Annotated in this window: 18 protein-coding genes; 7 read left to right on the forward strand and 11 right to left on the reverse strand. The window is 35.5% G+C overall.

The annotated features are described in order from the left end of the window. Nucleotides 1–348 precede the first annotated feature (348 nt). Complete coding sequence (locus BW983_RS24150; protein ID WP_167370005.1) at nucleotides 349–513, reverse strand: hypothetical protein; 165 nt, start codon at nucleotides 511–513, stop codon at nucleotides 349–351. Nucleotides 514–736: 223 nt separating this feature from the next. Here BW983_RS24150 and BW983_RS17245 point away from each other — a divergent pair, with 223 nt between their 5' ends. Then, nucleotides 737–1,006 carry a bacteriocin-like protein gene (locus tag BW983_RS17245; RefSeq protein ID WP_076553139.1) on the forward strand — a complete coding sequence of 90 codons (270 nt, stop codon included), beginning with the start codon at nucleotides 737–739 and terminating at the stop codon, nucleotides 1,004–1,006. A gap of 51 nt (nucleotides 1,007–1,057) precedes the next feature. On the opposite strand, the gene BW983_RS17250 is transcribed toward BW983_RS17245, so the two are convergent. Then, the gene (locus BW983_RS17250; protein ID WP_076553140.1) at nucleotides 1,058–2,008 is read right to left on the reverse strand and encodes an isopenicillin N synthase family dioxygenase; all 951 of its coding nucleotides are present in this window, start codon (nucleotides 2,006–2,008) and stop codon (nucleotides 1,058–1,060) included. A gap of 84 nt (nucleotides 2,009–2,092) precedes the next feature. Here BW983_RS17250 and menD point away from each other — a divergent pair, with 84 nt between their 5' ends. Further along, nucleotides 2,093–3,769 carry a 2-succinyl-5-enolpyruvyl-6-hydroxy-3-cyclohexene-1-carboxylic-acid synthase gene (gene menD, locus BW983_RS17255; RefSeq protein ID WP_076553141.1) on the forward strand — a complete coding sequence of 559 codons (1,677 nt, stop codon included), beginning with the start codon at nucleotides 2,093–2,095 and terminating at the stop codon, nucleotides 3,767–3,769. Here menD and BW983_RS17260 read toward each other — a convergent pair. Further along, nucleotides 3,766–4,392, reverse strand: coding sequence for an aminotransferase class IV (locus BW983_RS17260; protein WP_076553142.1), 627 nt, complete (start codon nucleotides 4,390–4,392; stop codon nucleotides 3,766–3,768). The genes menD and BW983_RS17260 overlap by 4 nt on opposite strands. Next, complete coding sequence (locus tag BW983_RS17265; protein WP_076553143.1) at nucleotides 4,376–5,353, reverse strand: aminodeoxychorismate synthase component I; 978 nt, start codon at nucleotides 5,351–5,353, stop codon at nucleotides 4,376–4,378. Before BW983_RS17265 ends, BW983_RS17260 begins: the two co-directional genes overlap by 17 nt. 47 nt (nucleotides 5,354–5,400) lie before the next feature. Here BW983_RS17265 and BW983_RS17270 point away from each other — a divergent pair, with 47 nt between their 5' ends. The 4 genes from BW983_RS17270 (at nucleotide 5,401) to BW983_RS17285 (ending at nucleotide 8,282) form a co-directional block, all read left to right on the forward strand. Next, nucleotides 5,401–6,123: a hypothetical protein gene (locus tag BW983_RS17270; RefSeq protein WP_076553144.1), complete on the forward strand. Its 723-nt coding sequence runs from the start codon at nucleotides 5,401–5,403 to the stop codon at nucleotides 6,121–6,123. Nucleotides 6,124–6,195: 72 nt separating this feature from the next. Next, the gene (locus tag BW983_RS17275) at nucleotides 6,196–6,930 is read left to right on the forward strand and encodes a beta-carotene 15,15'-monooxygenase (protein ID WP_076553145.1); all 735 of its coding nucleotides are present in this window, start codon (nucleotides 6,196–6,198) and stop codon (nucleotides 6,928–6,930) included. Between the two features lie 27 nt (nucleotides 6,931–6,957). Further along, a complete protein-coding gene (locus BW983_RS17280) occupies nucleotides 6,958–8,034 on the forward strand; it encodes an AI-2E family transporter (RefSeq protein WP_139329308.1) in 1,077 nt (358 codons plus the stop codon). Nucleotides 8,035–8,054: 20 nt separating this feature from the next. Further along, a complete protein-coding gene (locus tag BW983_RS17285) occupies nucleotides 8,055–8,282 on the forward strand; it encodes a DUF3820 family protein (protein WP_076553326.1) in 228 nt (75 codons plus the stop codon). 79 nt (nucleotides 8,283–8,361) lie between these two features. On the opposite strand, the gene uvrB is transcribed toward BW983_RS17285, so the two are convergent. The 3 genes from uvrB to BW983_RS17300 form a co-directional block, all read right to left on the reverse strand. Then, nucleotides 8,362–10,353 carry an excinuclease ABC subunit UvrB gene (uvrB, locus tag BW983_RS17290; protein WP_076553147.1) on the reverse strand — a complete coding sequence of 664 codons (1,992 nt, stop codon included), beginning with the start codon at nucleotides 10,351–10,353 and terminating at the stop codon, nucleotides 8,362–8,364. 170 nt (nucleotides 10,354–10,523) lie between these two features. After that, on the reverse strand, nucleotides 10,524–11,840 hold the full coding sequence (locus BW983_RS17295) for a M56 family metallopeptidase (RefSeq protein ID WP_076553148.1): 1,317 nt from the start codon (nucleotides 11,838–11,840) through the stop codon (nucleotides 10,524–10,526). An 83-nt stretch (nucleotides 11,841–11,923) separates the two neighbouring features. Next, nucleotides 11,924–12,295: a BlaI/MecI/CopY family transcriptional regulator gene (locus BW983_RS17300; protein ID WP_076553149.1), complete on the reverse strand. Its 372-nt coding sequence runs from the start codon at nucleotides 12,293–12,295 to the stop codon at nucleotides 11,924–11,926. Between the two features lie 105 nt (nucleotides 12,296–12,400). On the opposite strand from BW983_RS17300, the gene BW983_RS17305 reads away from it, so the two are divergent. Then, nucleotides 12,401–13,618, forward strand: coding sequence for a PQQ-dependent sugar dehydrogenase (locus tag BW983_RS17305; protein WP_076553150.1), 1,218 nt, complete (start codon nucleotides 12,401–12,403; stop codon nucleotides 13,616–13,618). Nucleotides 13,619–13,680: 62 nt separating this feature from the next. On the opposite strand, the gene BW983_RS17310 is transcribed toward BW983_RS17305, so the two are convergent. The 4 genes from BW983_RS17310 to BW983_RS17325 form a co-directional block, all read right to left on the reverse strand. Then, entirely contained in the window at nucleotides 13,681–16,131 is a 2,451-nt protein-coding gene (locus BW983_RS17310) for a TonB-dependent receptor plug domain-containing protein (RefSeq protein WP_076553151.1), read from the reverse strand. 162 nt (nucleotides 16,132–16,293) lie between these two features. Next, nucleotides 16,294–17,451, reverse strand: coding sequence for a pyridoxal phosphate-dependent aminotransferase (locus BW983_RS17315; RefSeq protein WP_076553152.1), 1,158 nt, complete (start codon nucleotides 17,449–17,451; stop codon nucleotides 16,294–16,296). A 2-nt stretch (nucleotides 17,452–17,453) separates the two neighbouring features. Continuing rightward, a complete protein-coding gene (locus BW983_RS17320) occupies nucleotides 17,454–18,530 on the reverse strand; it encodes an FAD-dependent monooxygenase (RefSeq protein ID WP_076553153.1) in 1,077 nt (358 codons plus the stop codon). Nucleotides 18,531–18,770: 240 nt separating this feature from the next. Continuing rightward, a complete protein-coding gene (locus BW983_RS17325) occupies nucleotides 18,771–20,147 on the reverse strand; it encodes a tryptophanase (RefSeq protein WP_065396301.1) in 1,377 nt (458 codons plus the stop codon). Nucleotides 20,148–20,189: the final 42 nt, after the last annotated feature.

The raw sequence follows: 20,189 nt of genomic DNA on the forward strand, positions 1-20,189 counted from the left end.
GCGCCGATGGTACTGCTAACGCGGGAGAGTAGGTCGCCGCCAGTTTTTATTTTATTTTTAAAAGTCTCATACAGTAATGTATGAGACTTTTTTTTGCTCTATACGCTAATACCAAAGAGAGGCTCTCTCATACTCATTTTATATTCTAGTTAAAGCTATTATTTGAATTTTTTTTAAAGCATATTTGAAATATTATAAAGGTCGTTTTTAGGTATGTTTTTCGCCTTATTCTATTTTTATTGTATAAAAGCTTTAATTGGTCTATTAAAAGAGAAATTAGACGTTTATTATGGGTAAAAAATAAACCATTCTCATCATGAGAACGGTTTTCTTTATTTAATTCTTGGATTACATATCATTATTTTCATCCGGACATTTAAAATTGCTACTGCAGGTAGCACAGATTATTGTACCACTACAATAATACATACAGAATTCTGGTTCGGGAAGATTGATCCCTGAGCCGGAAATACTCTTTAATTTGTCTTTTTGTAATTTTCTTAAATTTTTCATATTATTTTAATTAAAAATTTGTTGTATAGTAAAATTAATAAATATTCTTAATGAAAATGTTTATATTTTATATAAATTACTATTTTGTGATTATAATAGTATCTGTTGCTGTATATAATTGCTTGTTTTTATAATTATTTGATTATTAATCAAATAAATGTTATCTTTAAAGAAGCGTTATCCGAAAAGCTTATAGAGTAGGAAATACCAAAAATTAATAACTATGAAAAATTTGAAAAAGCTTTCACGAGAAAGTAAAAGAGAAATTGTTGCGGGGGTAGGTTCTCCTGCTTTTTGTTTTGAAGGTGGCGGACCGGGAGAAGGTGGCTGCTCAGCAGGAAATATTTGTTCAGGAGGAAAATGTGTACCTTATGAAGGTCCTGGAGGGGGAGAGAATCCTGGAGGTGGCGGAGATAGTTATACCTGTATTTGTCCTTGGGGAACTTTTACACAATCTACACCGTGTCCTGAGTTTTATTGTATAACAGGCTAATCATTAAACCAATAAAAAAGTCAGTAATTTAAAATTACTGACTTTCTTTTCTTATTTCTTAATCAATCCTAATTCGATCAATCTTTCATGTAAAAATTCTCCTGCTGTCGTGTCTTCGTATAACTTTGGATTGATTTCGTCTACACAGTTGTCAAGAGCATTCAAAGACATTGCACTTATTGGGTGCATAAAGAAAGGAATTGAATATCTTGAAGTAGTCCACATCTCTCTTGGCGGGTTTACCACTCTGTGGATGGTAGATTTCAATTTGTTGTTCGTATGTCTTGAAAGCATATCTCCAACATTGATCATCAATTCATCCGGCTCTGCGATCGCATCGATCCATTCTCCATTGTGATTCTGAACCTGAAGACCTTTACCTTGAGCTCCCATTAACAGGGTGATAAGGTTAATATCTCCGTGAGCAGCTGCTCTTACCGCATCGTCCGGTTCTTGAGTGATTGGCGGGTAGTGAATAGGTCTTAGAATTGAGTTTCCTTCAGCGATCTTATCATCAAAATAGAACTCATCTAAACCAAGATGCAATGCTAAAGCTCTTAAAACATACTGTCCTGTTTTTTCAAGCATTTGGAATGCCTCCTTACCTACTTCATTAAATTTTGGAAGTTCTTCAACGATTACGTTGTCTGGATACTCAGTTTTGTATTCTGAACCTTCAGACAAATATTGTCCAAAGTGCCAAAACTCTTTTAAGTCTCCTTTTTTGAAACCTTTAGCAGTTTCTTTACCGAATCCTACATAACCTCTTTGTCCACCAATTCCAGGGATTTCATACTTCTGTTTAGTTTCCACTGGTTGTTCAAAAAAGTTTTTTACCTCTCCATACAAATCATCTACTAGGTTGTCATCAAGAAAGTGGCCTTTTAAGGCTACAAAACCAATTTCTTCATAAGCTTTTCCGATTTCATTTACAAATTTCTGTTTGCGTTCCGGGTTGTCCGAAAGGAAATCACGCAGGTCTACACTAGGTATTTTATCCATTTTTAGAAATTTACGAACAGCAAAATTACATATTTTTTAAATTAAATGATTTTAAAATCATTATTTATAAGTTAAATTTGCTGTATGAAAAAATATTCTTCTAAGAGAAGTATCCAAATACTTGCACATCTTCTTCAGCAGTACGGAATTGCAGACATTGTAATTTCGCCGGGATCAAGGAATGCTCCTTTGGCAATTCATTTTTCGGAAGTGGATAGTTTTAACTGTTACAGCATTGTAGACGAAAGAAGCGCAGCTTTTGTTGCCATGGGAATGGCTAAAAGTGAAAAAAAACCCGCCGCAATTACTTGTACAAGTGGTTCTGCAGTGGTGAACTATTATCCGGCAATCACTGAAGCTTTTTATCAGAATATTCCACTTTTGGTGCTTACGGCTGACAGACCTACAGATTTTGTAGATATTTTTGATGGGCAGACGATTAGACAGAAGGATGTTTTTCATCAGCACTCTTACGGTGATTTCCAACTTTTGGAAGACAGCCAAGAGAATGCAGAAGATATTAATTTCGATACGATTAAAAAAGCAATTGAACTTTGTTTCGAAAAGCAGGGACCTGTACATATCAATATTCCCTTAGAAGAGCCTTTGTATGATTTGGTTTCAGAACTTCCTACCTTCCCAACGGTAGAAAAGACGATTAAGCATAAAGACTACGAAATTCCGTCGAATTTAGTTGCAGACTGGCATACCTCCCAAAGAATCATGATATTGGTAGGAACGAAGGATTATAGCCCTGAATTGGAGAATCAATTGACTCAGTTGGTAAAGAATCATTCAGTAGTTGTATTAAGCGAAGCCAATTCCAATCTTTATCACGAGAAGTTTTTCAGACATATAGACCGTTATATTTTTAATTTTTCGGAAGAAGATTATAAAGCTTATGCTCCGGATCTGCTCATTACGGTAGGACAAAATGTTGTTTCTAAAAAAGTAAAGCAGTTTCTGAGAAATGCCCGTCCGAAACAACATTGGCATTTGGATGAAGTATGGCAGCCTGATACTTATTTTTCATTGACAGAGAAGATTGAAGTAAAGCCAGAAGTTTTCTTTTCAAAACTGTTGAAATTTATCAACCTTGAGCCAAGACCTTATTTCAATTTATGGGATGTTTTAAGAGATAAAAAAGATGCTAAACATGAGCAGTTTTTAAATACTGTTGAATTCTCAGATTTTTATTTTTTCAATAAGGCTGCACAGACTGTTCCTGAAAATTATAATATTCATTTTAGCAATTCATCAGCAATTCGATATGCGCAGCTGTTTGATTTTGGAAAGAGAAAAATGTATTGTAACCGAGGAACCAGCGGAATTGACGGTTCTACTTCTACAGCAATGGGATTCGCGATTAAAAATGCTAACCCGACTTTGCTGATTACGGGAGATTTAAGTTTCTTCTATGATATCAATGGTCTTTGGAACCAATATATTCCTCCATTTGTAAGGATTATCATCTTCAACAATGGGGAAGGAAATATCTTTAAAATAATTCCGGGACCAGGAAATGCCAATCCAAATACGCTTGACAAGTTTATCGCGACAAAACATCGCAAACATGCTGAACATCTGGCAAAACACTTTGGGTTTTCCTATGTGAAAGTGGAAGATGAGCTGACTTTAGACAGAGTATTGGAAAATTTCTTCAAACCGGATGCGCAACCAAAAATTCTGGAAGTGAATACATACGGTAAGAACAGTGCAGATGTACAGAAAGCTTACTTTAATTTCCTGAAAGAAAACTAAAGGTCAAGATATTCCTCATTACCCGGCAGATTCATTATTCTGCTGATTGGATAAATAAACATATCATCGAAATCATTCATAGCGTTAATGAGCTGGAAGTGCGTAAATTGCTTTATGTTTTGTAAGGTGATCTCTGCTTCCTTGATTTTTTTATGCTTTAGAAGATGTTGTCTTTGAACACCATTTAAGAGATAAGTGGTGGGCGTAAACCATTCTTTGCCTTTTAAGAATAAAAGATTGGAAAAAGAAGTATCGGTGATATGATTGTTTTTGACGATGATGATTTCCTCTGCCTTTGCCTTCATTTTCATCTTATCAAGCTCTTTACGGTCTTCAAACTTAAAAGAGTAATCAAAGCTGTTATTTTCTACCAGCTGAAAATCCTGAATTTCAGGAATAGCATAAGGAATCATCTGTGTTCGGATTCTTTTATCCAAATCATAAGAAATTCTTAGCTTAAAAAGTCCGTCTTCATCATGTTGCAGATTTTTATAGATTTTGGCAAGATCAATGGCATCTTCCTTTCCGAAGTGGGAAAATGTTTGGTTGATACGTTTTTGATGTAGATCCAATAGAAAAATTTCCTTATCTTCTACTTTAATGCTTTCAATGAATTGGGACATAGATTTTATTTTTCATTTCCTGATATTCGTCTTCTAATTTACTCATGTGCGTTATACCGCCTCCGCTTTTGAAATAAAGTTGATCATCATCTTTTTCAATAAAGCGTATCATTACACAGCTGTCGACATTTTTACCGTCAAACCAGCCACAAACTCCTGTGTAATATCCTCTGTCATATCCTTCCGCATCCAGAATTATTTCCAAAGTCTTAGGTTTTGGAGCTCCCAAAATGGAACCTGCAGGAAGAAGCTTTTGAATGATGCTTCCTACTTTCCTGTCAAACTCAGGTTTTATTTTCCCTGAAATTTCTGAACTCATAGCATACAAATCCTTTTGCCGGGTTTTGATGAAATCTATATGTTGAAACTGATCAACACAAACGTCATCTGCAACCATGCTCAGATCATTACGAAGCAGGTCTACTACTGTATAATGTTCTGCTTTTTCCTTTTTGTCATTTTTCAGAATTTCAGCAGCATTTTCTATAGAGGCATCAATGGTTCCTTTCATCGGATAAGTCAGAATTTTACCATCAATGATCTTCACAAAAGTTTCCGGAGAAAAAAATACAAAAAAATCTTTATAAAAAACCTTGTACTTTGCTTCCGAGTGATAAAAAATTTCTTCCAGGCTTAAATTGGTCTCAATTTTCGTTTTTCGGGTGTAATTTACAAGATATGAATTTCCAAGGCGAATATTTTTCTGAACTTTATCAAACCCCGTTTTAAAGCTCTCCAACGTTTCCGGAAATGATTTCCATTCTATTTTTTTATGTAAATTTTGCTTCGTTTTTTTTGTTGAAAAATTTTGAAAATCAATGATTAAGCCTGATTTTTCAATTTCATTTTCCTGATAGATTTCCACATTCTCTGAAAGAAAATCTATAACGAAGAAATAGGGAACTTCCTGAAGAGAAAGTTCATCCATTTCGATAAATTTTTGATGATTCACTGAAAACATTCCGCAAAAATAATTATTGATGTTTACTTTTGCATAAAATTTTTATGATGCAGAGCAAATATCCTCAGAAACCGGGAATAGATTTTATATTGAAGCAGGCTTTTTTTTATTGGAATAAAACACTGGTTTATCAGTTAATGTTCTCAATACTATTTTTCGGAATCTTTCTTACCTCTTTTTTCCTGTTCGGTTTAAAGTACGATATATTTGCACAAAACGCTGTGCTCCAGAAAGCTCTTCAGCAGGGAACCCAGGCTTATTTGGCGAAAGTAGCAGAATTAAGTGCTACGGAAAGCTATCAGATGTTTATTCTGGCTATTTGGGCAACGACGGCGTTTCTTTATCCTTTGAATCTTGGGTTTTTTCAGATTTTCAGAAAGCTTGATCTTAACGAAAAAGTGGAATTGAGTGATTTATTTGCTGGATATTATGGAATCAACTTCTTTAAATATCTTGGATATTATCTGTTTTGGTTCATGATCTACAGATTTACCGTACCTACAATATTCTTAGCTGTCATCTGGGTAGCGATGACCATATTTGTTGCTCCTCTGATGTTCTTTACCAATAAAAGGATCTTTGAAGCCATTTCTTTAAATTTTAAAGCTTTGAAAATGTATTTCGTTGAAATTACCGTATGCATCTTGGTTGCTGTTCTGTTTAAATATCTTGGATTCACGCTGTTTTTAGTAGGTGGTTTGTTTACGTTCCCCTTCTGGAATGCCATGATTTATTCTTTGTATAAAACAGTTTTTTCAGAGAAAGGCTAAATTTAAATACGGTTTAATATGTTTTTTTACTAAAAAAAGTTAAATTTGGTAAAATCATTAAAATATTAAACTATGTCCGAATTTAACGAATTTGATCAACAAGGTTCTGTGCCGAATAAAGATACAGGATCCATTATCTCGCATGCATTTGAAATGTATAAGGGAGTTTTTGGCTATGCCGTTGTAGCTATGATAGTTTATTTGGTAGGAGGATTCCTTATCCAGACTATTACCGGATTCAATTCTGCAGCAATAATGGAAGAAGTACAGTCTTCAGGCGATTATGCCAACTTCAGATATTGGGAAACTCCTGGGTTTTCAATGTATATGACGTTTTCCAGCCTTTTTCTATTGTTATTAACCCCACTATACGTTGGTTTGATCTATATGGTTAACAAGTACAATACAAAAAGCCCTATTGAATTTTCTGATCTGTTTATCGGATATCGTCAGAATTTTGTGAATATATTGATCTATAGTCTTATAGCGGGTATTGTTTCTTCAATAACAATGACGTTTTGTCTTTTACCCTTCTTTTTTGTGTATCCTTTTCTTTTGATAGGATATCCTATTTTATTATTTGAAAATGCTTCTGCAATGGATGCTTTGAATAAATCTTTTACTATTGCGAAAGAAAATTATGGTGTTTTCTTACTGACAGGTTTCTTGGGAATGCTAATTTCAGCAGCAGGTGTTATCCTTTGCTTTTTTGGTATTATTTTAACGGCTCCGTTTATCATGATCGTTATGTATTCTACGTACTGTGCCTTCGTAGGAAAGCCAAGACAGATTATGTTTACTAAATAATCAATTGAGATTTTAAATTTTAAAATAATGAATAAAGATAAGCAGATAAGCAGTGTTGCCATTAAGCAGATTTCTTTGCTGGTGATTATTTTGGTTTTGGCGGGATTGATCTGTTTTAATCTTGCATTATTTATTCCTTCGGTTTTAGGAGCTATTACAATCTATGTAGTTTGTAGAAGATATAATTTTTATCTGCAGGAAGAGAGAAAGTGGAAGCCTTCATTAGCTGCGTTTGCATTAATGCTTGCGAGTCTTATTGTTTTGATTCTGCCTATCTATTTTATTGCTGATTTAATTATTGATAAGCTTGGCAATGCTCAGGCTTATATGGACAAATTCAATGTGTTTTTGGATAAAATCCATACTTATATTGAATCAAAAACAGGTTTTGATATCCTGAGTCAGGATAATATGAATAAGTTGAAAAGTTTTGTAGGAAAATTTTCAACATCAGCGCTGAGCGGAACTTTTAATACGCTTACGGTGGTGATGTCTATGTATTTTATTCTCTATTTTATGTTGGAAAAACCAAGGTTATTTGAAAGAATACTTACAACCTCAGCACCATTAAAAAGATCCAATGTTTCATTGCTTGGGGATAAGCTGAGAAAACTTATTATGGCAAATGCTATTGGTATTCCTGTTGTTGCAGTAGGGCAAGGTATTGTAGCACTCATCGGATATCTTATATTTGGAGCTCCAGGAGCGGTATTGCTTTTTGCTTTGACTGCCGCTGCATCAGTAATTCCGGTAGTGGGAACCGCTATTATATATGTTCCTGTGTGTATTTTCATGATTGCAGAAGGAGATACGGTGCAAGGTATTGGTCTGGCTATTTATTGTGTAGTTGTGGTAGGACTTACAGATAATCTGCTTAGATTTACGCTTCTAAAGAAACTTGAAAATATCCATCCGCTGAATACCGTTTTCGGAATTATCATGGGGATGAATCTATTTGGCTTTATGGGACTGATATTCGGACCTATTCTGATCTCACTTACTTTACTTTTGGTACAAGTGTACAGAAATGAATTTTCAGACGAAGAAACACCTCCGGATCTTGAATTGCCAGGGAATAAGGATTTAGAAAATAAACTGATTTAATTATTATAAAAGTGGAGGGAATAAATCCGGAAATATTAAAAGAAATTTGTGTGTTTAAAATGCCCTTCGGAAAATACGAAGGAACAGTTTTGGCAGATCTTCCGATAAGCTATCTTGAATGGTTCAGCCGAAATGGTATGCCCAAAGGAAAGCTGGGAATGCAGCTATCAACCGTTTATGAAATTAAATTAAATGGATTGATGGATTTACTTATTCCTATCAGAGCATCAGTCAGAAATGGACTGTAAAATATAACAGACATATTTAAAACATAGTTAGGGCGGCATCGAAGATGCCGCCCTAACTATGTTTTATTACAAAAAAGGATTAAGCTTTCAAGGCTGCAATTTCATCCCTTAACTTTGCTGCTTTAATAAAGTCAAGATTTTTAGCTGCCGCTTCCATTTCTTTTTGTTTCTGATCAATTATTTTATCAAAGTCTTCACCAGAGTAGCTGGCTTTTGTTTCAGCAACTTTCTGAAGAATTTCTTTTTGCGTATACTTTTCATCCGGGAAGTCTTTACTTCTTCCGACAAGATTTTCAGAAATCTTTTTATTTAATGCTTTAGGTTGAAGACCGTGATCTTCATTATATTGTATCTGCTTGGCGCGACGATATTCAGTTTCATCTAAAGTTGCCTGCATAGATTTGGTGATCTTGTCTGCATACATGATGGCTTTTCCGTTTACGTTTCTTGCGGCACGCCCTACTGTCTGGATCATCGATCTTCTGCTTCTAAGCATTCCTTCCTTATCAGCATCCAGAATTGCAACTAACGAAACTTCCGGTAAGTCTAGTCCTTCTCTTAGTAGATTTACTCCAATCAGTACGTCAAAAAGACCTAAACGTAAGTCTTGCATGATTTGAATACGTTCTAGTGTTTCCACATCAGAGTGGATATACCTTGTTCTGATCCCGAATTTTGTAAAATATTTGGTAAGTTCCTCAGCCATTTTTTTGGTTAAAGTCGTTACTAAAACCCTTTCATCGGCATCAGATCTTTTCTGAATCTCTTCCATTAGATCATCAATTTGGTTTAAGGTAGGTCTTACCTCAATAATCGGATCTAAAAGTCCTGTTGGACGGATAATCTGTTCAATATAAGCACCTCCGGTTCTTTCCAGTTCATAGTCCGCTGGAGTTGCTGAGACATAAATAACCTGATTCTGTATCGCTTCAAATTCTTCAAACTTTAAAGGTCTGTTATCCATAGCAGCAGGAAGTCTGAAACCAAACTCTACCAATGCTTCTTTTCTGCTTCGGTCACCACCATACATGGCGTGAACCTGAGGAACGGTAACGTGACTTTCATCGATGACCATCAGGAAGTCTTTAGGGAAATAATCAATTAAGCAGAAAGGTCTTGTGCCCGGAAGTCTGCCGTCAAGATATCTCGAATAATTCTCGATACCTGAACAATATCCTAATTCCTTGATCATTTCAAGGTCCAGTTCCGTTCTTTCCTGAAGCCTTTTCGCTTCCAAAGGTTTTTCGATGGAGTTAAAAAAGTCAACCTGCTTTACCATGTCATCCTGAATCTCTCTGATGGCACCATTTAAGGTTTCCTTTGAAGTCACAAAAAGATTTGCCGGATAAATCTGAATCTGCTCAAAAGTAGACTCTACATTTCCCGTCACCGGATCAAAACTCTGAATCTTCTCAATCTCATCCCCAAAAAACTGAATTCTGATCGCGTTATCAGCATAGGCTGGGAAAACGTCAATAACATCTCCCTTTACACGAAATGTCCCTCTCTGGAACTCATTCAATGTTCTGGCGTACAAAGCATTGACTAATGAATGGAGAAGTGCGGTTCTTGTAACCTTTTCACCAATGGCTATGGAAATTAATGACTTATGAAACTCTGTAGGGTTTCCAATACCATAAATACACGAAACTGAAGCAACAATCAAAACATCTCTTCTCCCTGAAAGAAGGCTGGCTGTGGCAGAAAGACGTAGCTTTTCTACTTCTTCATTGATGCTCAAATCCTTTTCAATATAAGTTCCGGTGGTAGCGATATAAGCTTCCGGCTGGTAATAATCATAGTAGCTGACAAAATATTCTACCGCATTATCAGGAAAAAATTCTTTAAATTCCATGAAAAGCTGCGCCGCTAAGGTCTTGTTATGAGCCAAAACAAGAGTTGGTCGTTGAACATTTTGTACAACATTAGCAACCGTAAAGGTCTTTCCGGAACCAGTTACCCCGAGAAGCGTTTGGTATTTCTCACCGATCTCAATTCCAGCAGTAAGTTTTTCAATAGCTTGAGGTTGGTCCCCGGTTGGTTTATATTCTGAATGAAGATTAAAGTTCATAAGAAAGAATGTATACAACAAAAATACGAAAGAAATTATTAGGCAGAATAATGTTTCGATCATGAATATTTTGATGATAAAGATTTAATAAATCTCTTACATCCATAATTCTTATTTTACGTTAAATTTTTCATCAACAAAAAAGCGCTAAACAAGTAGCGCTTTTATTTTTACTGTTGAGCAAAAGCTATTGTGGCTGGTATTTTTAATACGGAATCAACTGCCTGTCCGTTTTTTGTAGCAGGTTTCCATGTGGTTTCATTACTGATCGCGGTTACGGTTTTAAGGAATGCTTTGTTAAAAGCTTCATTATCTCCTGCAGTAGTTACTTTGGTTGTTTTTCCAGTTGCGTCTATATAAACAGAAGCGATTGAATGTATTGTTCCTTTTTGTGGTTCAATAGAGCCTATATCGGTTTCCCTGTTTATTTTTCCCATAAGAGTTTTACGTCCTTCAGGATACTCCGCTTTAACCAAATCTTTGTCTTGATCTTCTTGTGAAATTGTGTTTTTACCTTCGTCGTTTGTTTTAGGAGATATTGTATCAGAAACCGTTTTTAAAGTTTCTTTTTTCAGTTCGGAAGCCGTTGAAAAACTAGCTTGTTGTTCCTGATCATTTGAAGACTCTTTTGCCACTTCTGAGAATAGGCTTTTTGTTGCTATCCCCTTCTGCGTAGAAGGAGCTGTAATCTCTGTATTAGAGTTTTTCTTTACTGAGTCTTTTGCATAAGTTCTTTCAGATAATAATGCAATGGCTGTGATAAGTGTTGTGATGCCTAAAGTTTTTCTTACAAGGCTGAATTTAGTTTTTTGTGCCTTCATCATAATAAATCGTTTTTTGGTGTTGTTAAAATTAAAAGAATGGGTTAATGGTAGATTTTGGCTGCTCAGAATTTCTTCGAGAATCAGATTTTGATAGTCTTTAACGTTAAACCGATTGTTCAAAACCGCTTCATCAGCTAGAAATTCATGATTGGTTACAATTGCTTTTTTATACAGAAATAAAACAGGATTAAACCATGTAAAGATTTTTACAAGATGTACAATCGCAATATCTATACTATGTTTCTGATCAATGTGGCTTTTTTCATGAAGAAAAATTCTAGGATCAATCGTGTCGTTTTTCATATAATCTTTTCCCATATAGATTGTATTCCAAAAACTGAATGGAGACTGACTCTTTCCTGTGAATACAATATCATAATTCTGGTAAGACTGTTTTTCTCCCTTTATTCTTTTGATTGTTATAAGAGCTACTACATTTTTTATCAATAGAACAAAGGTAACTGCTACATAGATGAACCAGAATACATTGGTCCAGTTAAAACTGTCCTGTCTTGATGTTGCAGAGACAGCTTGTACTATCGTTTCTTCAATGATCAGTTGCGGTTGTGTTGTTGGTGCTTTCTGTACAGTAATTGTAATAAAAGGGATGACGTAAGAAAGAATGAGTGAGCTTAATAAATAGATCCTGTTGAATCTATACATTTTCTCCTTTTCCAAAAACAAATAATATACAGCAATGAAGATTGATGAGCACAGAATTATTTTTAGAATAATGGTTAGCATGGTTATTCTTCTATTTGTTCATCAATAATATCGCGGAGTTCTTTCAGTTGCTTTTGACTAAGTTTTGCATTAGAAGTAAAAAATGAAGCAAACTGGGTCACAGAGCTATTGAAAAAACGGTCAATCATGGAAGTCATTTCTTCCTTGAAATATTCCCCTTTTTCTACCTTTGGATAGTATTCACGGGAATTTCCATAAAGTTTGTAGCCTACAAGGTCCTTGTTCTGCATTCTTTTCAGCAGTGTTGCTATTGTGGTTACAGCTGGTTTGGGTTCCGGATAAGTGTCTAGAATATCTTTCATGAAGACTTTCTTCTTTTCCCAAAGAATATCCATCAGAACTTTTTCGGAATCAGTTAGTTTTATCTCTTTCATTCTACAATTTTGTTATTTGTTCTACAAATGTAGAATAAAAATTGAAATAAACAAATTTTGTGGCATTATTTTTCCATTCAATTTACAATCACCAATCGTAATATTATGAAAATCAATCAATTTTATATTCCAGTCTTCAGCTTTTTTCTTATTTTATCCTCATGTAAAGAGAATCATGCCAATGCCCAGCAGGTTGGAAAAGACGGAAGTGTAGAAATGGAAAAACCTAATTCTGAATATCAGCCGGCATTTAAAGGGCAGACAAGGATTAAAGCTGTAAAAACAAGTACATCATATCATGTAGAAATAATAAACAAAGATTTAGGCAGACCTTGGGGAATTATTAATTTACCGGATGGTCGATTTCTGATTACAGACAAAAGAGGTCACATGAATGTCGTGTCAAAAGACGGAAAACAGATTGTAAAAATAGAAGGCTTCCCTAAAGTTGACTCCAAAGGTCAGGGAGGAATGCTGGATGTATCACTCGATCCGGATTTTAAGACCAATAATATTATTTATTTCAGCTTTTCAGAACCATTTGGAAAAGGTAATTTAACCTCTGTAGCAAAGTGCAAATTGTCTTCGGATCTTAAAAATATTTCTGAAGTAAAAGTTATTTTCAGAGCAGAACCTTCCTATGATGGAGATAAACATTACGGAAGCAGACTGGCTTTTGATAAGGATGGGAATTTGTTTGTAAGTACTGGAGAAAGATCTGACAAAGTAACTCGTGTCTATGCACAGAAAACAGATAATTATTTAGGTAAAATACTTAAAATTACAAAAGATGGGAAACCAGCACCGGGAAATCCATTTATAGAAAAAAAAGGATATAAACCTGAGATTTACGCTTATGGTGTACGAAACCCACAAGGTTTGGCTATAGATCCTAATGGACAGCTTTGGGATGTGGAAATGGGACCAAGAGGCGGTGACGAAATTAATCTTATTCAACCTGGAAAAAACTACGGTTGGGGAGATGTCACCTATGGAATCGAATATTCTGGAGATAAAGTAGGACAGGGGATTACTCAAAAAGAAGGAACGGAACAACCGGTTTATTATTGGGATCCGGTAATTTCTCCCAGCGGAGTTACCTTCTATACAGGAAATATTGAAGAATGGAAAGGGAATTTGTTTATTGGCTGTCTAAGCGGTGAGCATATTAACAGGATTGTGATGAAAGATAATAAGGTTGTAGGAGAAGAACGTCTTTTAGCAGATCAGAAAGAGCGTTTTAGAGATGTTCTGAATGGTGAAGATGGCAATTTATACGCAGTTACAGACAGTGGAAAGCTTTATAAAATTTCAAAGAAATAATAAAAACTCCTGAATTTCCAGGAGTTTTTTTGTTAAAAAAGGATAAGCTTTCAATTCCTATCCTAAAACTTAAAATTAAGTCGGGCAAATATCTGTCTTCCTGCAAACCCCATTTGTACAGGATCAAAAATACCTCCGGACTCTGTATTTCCTGTTGTAACCTGTGTCGTTCGTAAAGTTGGATATCTGTTGAAAATATTTTTACTTCCCAGGGTAAGATTAAAGCTCTTAGAAAACTCGTAGCCAAAAGAAATATCTGTAGTTACTTTCGCATTGTAAACTTGTTCTGCATCATCATAGCCGATCAATGTAACTTTATCAAACCTTACAAGCTGTAAATTAGCATTGACCTTATTGATCTTATAATTAAGATTCAGATTTACTTTTGTCTTTGGAGCAGAAGCGAGGATAAAACCTCTTTCTCTTGGGCTGAGATACGTATTTTCCATGCCTTTTAGCTGATCAGAAGTGTTCACTTTTGTGATTTCCATATCATTATAATTCCCGGCAAGAGTTGCAGTCAGTTTTCCCGAACCTAGATTTTCATTATAGCTTAATATAACATCAACTCCTTTTGTGCGGGTATTAATGGCATTGGCAAAAAACTGTACCTGATCAATATATGGATAATCATCCCGAACATCCTGAGGTAAATCATCTCTTGAGAAATTTCCTGTCAAAACAATTCTATTTTTCACGTTGATATAATACCCATCAATCGTTGCTGTGAATTTCCCTGTATTGAAAGTAAAACCTGCGCTTCCGTTGACAGAGGTTTCCTGTTTTAGCTGGGCAATACCCACTCTGTTTGCTAAGTCACTATCATTAGACGCTAATTGAATGGTTACCAATTTACCTTCCTGGAAGTTAGTAAACTGCTGGCTATAATATTTCTGAGCCAAGGACGGAGCTCTGAATCCTGTAGAAACAGACCCACGGAAAGCCAATTGTGGAGTGATAGCATAGCGTGTTGCAAACTTCCCGTTTAATGTACTTCCAAAGTCATTGTAATTTTCAAACCTTCCTGCTACACTGATCATCCAGTTTTTGGTAATATCAAGTTCGGTGTCTATATAAGCGGCTAAATTATTTCTGTTTTTGGCAATATTTGTAGAATAACCGGGAAAGCCCTGGGATCCTCCTGGTCTTTTATTATCGTCAGATGGTGCGAGAGGATTGGTAACCAGCAGATAATCGGGTGTATCAGGTGTAACAATATTTCCATTGATATCATACATCGCATAAGATCCTTCTTCTCCTTTTAGTATTTCAAATTTTTCATATCTGAACTCAGACCCGAAAGCAATATTTAAGCCTTCCAAAACTTTAAATTGTTTCACAGCATTAAAACCAGTAGTATTCTGTAATAAAGAATGCCCTCCGGCATAGAATCGGGTAGGAGACTTGACGCCTAAAGTAGCATTGATGGTATTGGTAATATCGTAAGTGAACCTGTTGTTCCCAAAAGCATTATAAAAGTCTACATCCCAGTCTGCTACTTTGAATTTTAAGCCATTATCAAAAGTGAAATCTGTAATGCTGGTATCTTCAATAGGATCAAAACCCATTGGATAGATTTCAGGAATATTTCCATTGGCATTTGCCGTTCTGGTCCATGCATAAGCTTTAGTATTTCTGTGGGAAAACCCCTGACGTGAATAAAACCTCAATCCATCGGAAAGCGGAAGTTCAATATTCCCGAAAAAATAGACATTCTGCGCTTTTGCGTCCCCGAATCTCTGCCTTGGCGCCGGATCGGGATCATTATAAATTGCCGGATTTGCATTTCTGATCGCATAATCTTTAGTGATAAACTCAGCTGTGAAGTTACCAAACCCTCCTTTTGAACCTATTTTAGTTCCAAGATTTCCACTGAAATCAAAAGTGGTTCCGTCAATTTTATGATCCGATACAATATCATTATTTCCAGGACTTTTAAAAAGATTCATTCCCGAAAATACATTTCCTTCAAAGCCTTTATCGCGATCATTCAGAATAACGTTGATTAGCCCTGCGATGGCATCAGAACCATATTGTGCAGAAGCACCGTCACGGAGTACTTCCACTCTTTTAATAGCACCAATCGGGATGGTATTCATGTCATATCCGGTATTTCCTCTTCCTTTAGTTCCGAAAAGATTGATCAGTGAAGATTGATGATATCTTTTTCCGTTTAATAGAAGCAGGGTCTGATCAGGTCCTAAACCTCTTAATGTAGCAGGGTCTACTGCATCGGCACCATCAGATCCCGATTGTTTATTTGAATTAAAAGAAGGAGCAGAGAACTGCAAAAGCTGGTTTATTTCCACCTGTCCTGTTGATTGACTTACCTGTTTGATGTCAATAATATCAATAGGAACGGGAGTGTTTACAACTGTTCTTTTCTTATTCCGGCTTCCGGTAATGGAAACTTCTTCTATTTTTGATTCTTTGGGAAGTGTATCCTTCACTTCCTGAGCATAGGATAGCGTAGAAGCAGCAAGAAAAACAATGCTGATGTATTTTATCTTCATAATGATAATTTTGAGTGGTGATTAGTTCAAAATTATCATTATTTATTTTTAAATCAACATCAAAATGGTTTATTCATTATGAATGTTTTAATTTAATGTTGTTTTTGTTATTATGATGAATATTAATAATTATTATATTTAATTATATGAAAATTTTCAACCTTAAAAGCTTTTAATGATTCTGTTAATTCCTTCTTCAAGAATTTCTTGTGAAGTTGAAAAACAAATTCTGATATGACCTTCTGCTCCTTTTCCAAACCATCTTTCTGATCCTGGAACAATAGCAACTTTTCCTTGTTGTAAAACATGCTGAGCAAACTGATCACTTGACATTCCGTTTTTAATTTTTGGAAATAATACAAAAGTGGCTTCCGGTAGATTGGGAGTTACTATCTCAGAGTTGCTTAATAGTTTAAAAGCAAGATCTCGGTTTTGCTGTAAATGATTTAAAAATTCTTTATACCATGGTTTTGCTTTTTCCAAGGCTACACTTCCTGCAATTTGTGATAAAGTTGAAACTCCTTCAATGGTAGAGTTAAAATTAGATTTCTCTGTAAAATCTTCAAGAATTTCCTGATCATTACATAAAATAGCTCCAATCCTCAATCCTGCAATCCCAAATGACTTTGAAAAACCATATACTGTGAAACTCTTTCTCTTTGCTTCTTCAGAAACCGATGAATAGGTATGAAAATCTCTGTTATCATAAATAATATCACTCCAAATCTCATCACTCATCACCCATAGGTCGTGAGCGGAAGCAATTTCGGAGACCTTTTTCAAAACCTCTTTAGAATAAACCTTCCCAAGCGGATTGTGAGGATTACAAATGCTAATAAGTTTGGTCTTGGGATTAATCAATGAAATCATTTTTTCAAAATCAATCTCGCCGGTTATAGTATCTACCGGACACAGCATTACCTTTCCGCCCGCTGTTTCCACTGATTTTTTAAACAGAAAATCTACAGGGTCCAGAATAATAGCTTCATCACCCGGCTGTAAAACATAAGATGCTATCAGATACATTCCTTGCGCAGCACTATTGACTGCAAGGACATTTTCAGGGGAAAAATCTCCATGTTTTTCCTGATTGAAATGATCAGCAACACTTTTCTTAAATTCCGGGAGTCCGGAAAAAGGACCATAGCTCAAATATCCGTCCTTAATGTATTCAATGATTCCCTGTTCTATTTCAGGAGCCGTTCTGAAATCAGGATCTGCTGCGGTAAGAGGGATGATTCCGTCTTCTAATGTTGCCCATCTTCCGTTGTAAGCTTTTCTTTTAAGGGCTTCAAAATTAATATCGTTATTCGTGAACATTTTTATTTATATGATATGGGTAAAATATTATCTGTATGTTGATCTGTAGGAAGTAAAAACTGTTTCAGTAAGGTTCTGCCATTTTGGATATGAGTTTCTATTTCGGGTTTCCTGTCTGATTCATATTTACTGAAAGCTTCAGTTACATTATTTTCTTCAACTAAATATTTAGTTAGTACGTGTGAGTCTTTTAATGCTGAGGTAACTCCCTGACTTGTAAAAGGAATCAGAGGATGTGCAGCATCACCAATGAAAACAATATTGTTTTTATAGAACGGGTTGAGCTCTTCCAATTCATAAACACACCATAAATGTACGTTGTCATAATTTGATTTTTGAATAATAGAGGAAACGAGTGGATGCCAATCCTCAAAGACTTCAAGCATATATTTCTTTAAATTGTCACAAGAGCATTCATTGATTCTGTATTTTTGATTATCAAACTGAGAGTACCAGAGAATAGTATCATCTGAAAGCTTGAGAATACCAAAAGTAAGCCCACCCTGATCATGATGAAATTTTATGAAATCATTTTCAATAGTATCTGCAATTTCTTTGTCTTTAATGATATTGACGACTTCGCTTTCTCTTACTGTCTTCATTTTTTCATCTTTAAAAAGACTCCTTCTGATTCTGCTTCTGGAGCCGTCTGAAATGATGGCAAGATTAGCATCAAGATAAGTTCCGTCAGATTGTTTCAGCCTTCCGTTTTGTGTTTCACAAGGAATTATTGTTGTGCAATAGGTTATCTTTCCAGGAGAAACATTTTGGGCTAAAAGATTGATTAAAGAATGTCTTGAAATCGCAAAAACATTGTTGAGGTCTTTTTCTCCAAGTTTTTTTCCAGTGTGAGAATATTGAATGTATTTTTTTAGAAAATTTCCATGTTTAAAAAGAAGCAGTGGATCGATAATCTGGGAAAGATATTCTATTCCTTCCTGAGGAATAAGAAAGCCATGTCCGGCAAGATCTTCCTTTTTTCTTCTTTCGTAGATGTGATAGTCTATCTTGTGTTTTTCTAAGTAATTCGCCATGCTTAAGCCGGAAATACCAGCGCCCACGACAGCAATTTTATTCATGTTCGGAATAACGGATTTTTCAGGTTGGTGTTTAATTTATTTTTGGATCTTATTTTTTTAGATCGCTGCAAAAGTAAATTAAAAACATTCATTATTTAAAAAAAATAAAGTAATTTGATTTAAAATTATTGAAAAATAAAATGAAAAGCATAAGATAATTGTATAGTTAAAGGGTTGACTTTCTGAAACTAAAGGATTCTAAAAAAATAAAAACCGGAAATGAATTCCGGTTTTATGTGTCTAGGCTTTTTCAAGCTGCACGGTAAAGTGTCTTAATATTTCTGGTTCCCAGGTGATCTTATATCCTTTTGCTACTTCTTCACGTCTTTCATATACGTTTTTGATTGCAGCTGCAATATAATCCATATGGTTGTTGGTATACGTTCTTCTAGGAATAGCCAGACGTACCAGCTCCAGTTTCGGATAACGGTTTTGTCTGGTCTCAGGATCTCTGTCCGCTAGTAAAGTTCCTATCTCTACTGTTCTGATTCCTGCTTCTTTGTAAATTTCAAGACCTAAAGTCTGTGCAGGATATTCTTCGCGGGAAACATTCGGAAGGAAATTCAAAGAATCAATGAAAACAGCATGTCCTCCGATTGGTTTTTGAACCGGAATTCCATACTCAATCAGTTTATTTCCAAGATATTCTACCTGAGATATTCTGCTTTCAAGATAAGCGAATTCTGTAGCTTCATCAAGACCTACTGCTAATGCAGCCATATCTCTTCCAGCCATTCCGCCATAAGTAATGAATCCTTCATAGATGATCGTAAAATTGGATGCCTTTCTGAAAACCTCTTCATTGTTCAGTGCAATAAAGCCTCCGATGTTTACAAGACCATCTTTTTTAGAACTCATCGTCATTCCGTCTCCATAAGAGAAAATTTCTTTACAGATGTCCTTAATGGTTCTGTTTTCCTGTCCTTGCTCTCTTTTCTTGATGAAATAAGCGTTTTCTGCAAATCTAGCCGAATCAAAAAATACAGGAATTCCATATTGATCGGAAAGGGCTTTCACGGCTTTCATGTTTTCCAAAGAAACAGGTTGTCCTCCTGAAGAATTACAAGTAATGGTAATCAGACAGAAAGGAATGTTTTCTTTGGGGTGACTTTTATAAACTTCTTCCAGTTTTTCAAGGTTGATATTTCCTTTGAAAGGGTGAAGGTCATTGATGTCAAAAGCTTCGTCGATTGTACAGTCGATAGCATGTGCTTTTCTGAATTCGATGTGTCCTTTTGTGGTGTCAAAGTGTGAGTTACCTGGGACTACATCTCCTTCTTTTACCAATACGGAGAAAAGTACGTTTTCGGCAGCTCTTCCCTGGTGGGTTGGTAATAAATATTTGAATCCGGTAATTCTTTCAACAGTATTCTGTAGCTGTTCAAATGAACGTGATCCGGCATAGCTTTCATCTCCCGTCATTAAGGCACCCCATTGTCTGTCAGACATAGCGCCGGTTCCGGAATCTGTTAAAAGGTCAATAAAAACTTGAGAAGATTTTAAGTTGAAAAGATTGTAATTCGCTTCTTTCAGCCATTGCTCTCTTTCTTCCCTTGTGGATTGGCGGATTTCCTCCACCATTTTGATGCGGAAAGGCTCCGCGTACGGTAAATTCATGGGTTGGTATGTTTTTAAATTGTGTGTAAAAGAAAAATCTGT

The organism is Chryseobacterium ureilyticum (genome assembly GCF_900156735.1).
Lineage (GTDB): Bacteria > Bacteroidota > Bacteroidia > Flavobacteriales > Weeksellaceae > Chryseobacterium > Chryseobacterium ureilyticum.

Bases quoted from the DNA above. Each gene is read 5' to 3' on its own strand.
- BW983_RS17265 (WP_076553143.1), bottom strand. From the start codon at position 5,353: ATGTTTTCAGTGAATCATCAAAAATTTATCGAAATGGATGAACTTTCT.
- BW983_RS17245 (WP_076553139.1), top strand. From the start codon at position 737: ATGAAAAATTTGAAAAAGCTTTCACGAGAAAGTAAAAGAGAAATTGTT.
- uvrB (WP_076553147.1), bottom strand. From the start codon at position 10,353: ATGAACTTTAATCTTCATTCAGAATATAAACCAACCGGGGACCAACCT.
- BW983_RS17305 (WP_076553150.1), top strand. From the start codon at position 12,401: ATGAAAATCAATCAATTTTATATTCCAGTCTTCAGCTTTTTTCTTATT.
- menD (WP_076553141.1), top strand. From the start codon at position 2,093: ATGAAAAAATATTCTTCTAAGAGAAGTATCCAAATACTTGCACATCTT.
- BW983_RS17325 (WP_065396301.1), bottom strand. From the start codon at position 20,147: ATGAATTTACCGTACGCGGAGCCTTTCCGCATCAAAATGGTGGAGGAA.
- BW983_RS17270 (WP_076553144.1), top strand. From the start codon at position 5,401: ATGCAGAGCAAATATCCTCAGAAACCGGGAATAGATTTTATATTGAAG.
- BW983_RS24150 (WP_167370005.1), bottom strand. From the start codon at position 513: ATGAAAAATTTAAGAAAATTACAAAAAGACAAATTAAAGAGTATTTCC.
- BW983_RS17260 (WP_076553142.1), bottom strand. From the start codon at position 4,392: ATGTCCCAATTCATTGAAAGCATTAAAGTAGAAGATAAGGAAATTTTT.
- BW983_RS17295 (WP_076553148.1), bottom strand. From the start codon at position 11,840: ATGTATAGATTCAACAGGATCTATTTATTAAGCTCACTCATTCTTTCT.
- BW983_RS17320 (WP_076553153.1), bottom strand. From the start codon at position 18,530: ATGAATAAAATTGCTGTCGTGGGCGCTGGTATTTCCGGCTTAAGCATG.
- BW983_RS17280 (WP_139329308.1), top strand. From the start codon at position 6,958: ATGAATAAAGATAAGCAGATAAGCAGTGTTGCCATTAAGCAGATTTCT.
- BW983_RS17310 (WP_076553151.1), bottom strand. From the start codon at position 16,131: ATGAAGATAAAATACATCAGCATTGTTTTTCTTGCTGCTTCTACGCTA.
- BW983_RS17315 (WP_076553152.1), bottom strand. From the start codon at position 17,451: ATGTTCACGAATAACGATATTAATTTTGAAGCCCTTAAAAGAAAAGCT.
- BW983_RS17250 (WP_076553140.1), bottom strand. From the start codon at position 2,008: ATGGATAAAATACCTAGTGTAGACCTGCGTGATTTCCTTTCGGACAAC.
- BW983_RS17275 (WP_076553145.1), top strand. From the start codon at position 6,196: ATGTCCGAATTTAACGAATTTGATCAACAAGGTTCTGTGCCGAATAAA.
- BW983_RS17300 (WP_076553149.1), bottom strand. From the start codon at position 12,295: ATGAAAGAGATAAAACTAACTGATTCCGAAAAAGTTCTGATGGATATT.